The sequence below is a fragment of the Streptococcus pseudopneumoniae genome, assembly GCF_001072925.1.
Classification (GTDB): Bacteria; Bacillota; Bacilli; order Lactobacillales; family Streptococcaceae; genus Streptococcus; species Streptococcus pseudopneumoniae_Q.
Window position 1 is genome coordinate 1 of record NZ_JVHE01000040.1, and the last position, 2,521, is coordinate 2,521.

2 protein-coding genes are annotated in these 2,521 nt (G+C 35.1%); both read left to right on the forward strand.

All coding sequences use genetic code 11. From position 1 onward, the window contains the following. The coding region (locus tag ADH81_RS01800) for an LPXTG cell wall anchor domain-containing protein (protein ID WP_049526071.1) at positions 1–223 on the forward strand (223 nt) is incomplete at its 5' end. A gap of 285 nt (positions 224–508) precedes the next feature. Beyond that, a partial coding sequence (locus ADH81_RS01805; protein WP_053092340.1) for a Cna B-type domain-containing protein occupies positions 509–2,521 on the forward strand: 2,013 nt, incomplete at its 3' end.

A 2,521-nucleotide genomic window follows, 5' to 3' on the forward strand; every position in this document is an offset into this window, starting at 1 on the left:
ACCAACACCACCAACACCACCAACACCACCAACACCACCAACACCACCAACACCACCAACACCGCCAACACCAGTAACACCACCAACACCAGAAAAACCTAAAGGTCCTGAGTTGCCAAACACTGGTGAACAATCTAAATCTGGAATTGTTGCACTTGGTGCTGCACTTGGTCTTGTAGGTCTAGGTTTGGTTGCGAAACGCAAAAAAGAAGATGAAGCTTAATATTTCTAGTTTTCTAGAATGATTCAAGATTTGTCTTTGAATATCTAAACAATAGATATTCTAAAGTTGGTTATACATTTATTAAATAAGTGTATGTAATCGCAAGAAGAGAGGTTAATACCTCTCTTTTTGTTTTTATAATTTATTTAAGAAACCGAAAACTTTGAATAAAAATAAAACTTTAAAATTAATTAAACAAATGGTCAGTAATTGTACATTTTTCAAATAAGTATGATATAATATGATTAGATAATCAAATGTTTTCTAATCGTAAAGGAGGTTATTATGAAGCATAAATTGTCTAGATATTTAACATTTTTTTTAATGTTTTTGCTAATAGGTTTATCAATAGCTAAATTATCAAAAACAGTTCAAGCGGATTCGGTGACGGGTTATAATCTTGATACTAAGATTATTCATGAGCGATCTGGCCTTGAATTGAGTGATGATGTGGAAGTTATTGCTGGGGAACGTTTAATAGCAACTTATCAATTAACTTTTCCAGATAGTCAGAGTATCTCTGAGAATGATCAATTGATTTTAGATATTCCTAGAGAGCTTAGATTGATTACAAATTTGACCTTTGACGTTACAAATAGTAAGGGCACGAAGGTTGGTATTGCTCAAACAGATCCTAGTACAGGAAAAGTTACGGTAACTTTTACAGATTATTTTGCTAAGAGGCCTGAGAATAAAGAGCTTTCTTTACAGTTTAATTTAACTATTAATCGAGAAGTCATTAATGAGAGTCAACCAGTTACTGTTACCATTGGTCATAAGACTTATAGTTTCAAGTACAAACAAGATAGTGGTGAAGCAGGCGACTATGAAATGAAATACGGTTATCAAGATGATACAGATCCAAGTATTATTAAGTGGCGTATTCTCCTGAATGCGAATCAAGATATGATTCGTGGGATGACAATTACGGATACTTTTGGGGATGGACAAACCTTAATTCCTGAGAGTTTTCGTGCAGTTCGTTATGAAACACAACCAACAAAAATTCGTAATGAGGCTCATATTCTTACGTTAGAGCCATCAGATAACTTTTCAAACAAGGCAGTATTCACTAAAAATGCTCAAGGAGGAATCACAGGCTTTACGATTCCATTTGGAGATAACTATCATTGGGCAATGTATATTGAATACTCTACTAAATTACCAGATGGAGTTCCTGCAGGTTCATTAGTATCGAATAATTTGGCATGGTCTGCCACAAATTTTAAGACACGTAGTATGGTACGTGAAGTCCGTCTAGAGTCAGGATCAGGTTCTGGTAACGCAGAAAAATCAGAATCAGTTATCTTAAAGGCTCACAAAACTTTAAAAGGAAAAACACTAGAAAAAGATCAGTTTAACTTTGCACTTTATGATGCTGCAAACCCTAGTGAACCCCTTCAAATTGTTAAAAATGCTGAAGATGGAAGTGTAACCTTCAATGCGATTAAGTATAAAAAAGAAGGAGTTTACAACTATATCATTCGTGAAGTTATTCCTGAAAGCACTAATAATTACGATTATGATAGTCATGAACTAAAGGTTACTGTAACAGTAACGGATGATGATGGTATCAAAATGGGAACAGTGTCTTACGGTGATGAGGAAACTACATTTACCAATATTTATCGAGGAACTACAAGTATAAAAGGTAAGAAAATTTGGAATGATACAGATAACAAAGCTGGCATTCGTCCAGATGCTATAACTGTTCGTCTTTTAGCTAACGGTAAAGAAGTAGCAAGTAAATCTGTTAAATCAGAAGATAATTGGAACTTTACATTTGATCAGCTACCTGAAAATGATGCTGAAGGAAATGCAATTGTTTATACTGTAGCAGAAGACAAAGTTGATGGGTATACGACAGAAATAGATCAGACAAACTATATTATCACCAATACACATATCCCTAATATTCCTGATACTCCTGAAGTGACAGAATTAAAAGTCAGCAAGCTTTGGGAGGATGCTGATAATAAAGCAGGAAAACGCCCAAATAGCATTAAAGTACAACTCTATGCTGATGGAAGTAAAGTAGGGCAAGAAGTTATTTTGAACGAAGATAATAATTGGACTTATGCTTTTACAAATCTTCCGAAATATTTAGCAGGAAAAATGATTAGCTATACAATTAGTGAAGTCAATGTTCCTGAGGGATATGTATCAAAAATAGTTCGAGATAATGAAACGAACCTAGTTTTGATTAATACCTATCAACCACCAGTACCTCCAGGTCCAGTAACGCCTCCAGGCCCAGTAACGCCTCCAGGCCCAGTAACGCCTCCAGGCCCAGTAACG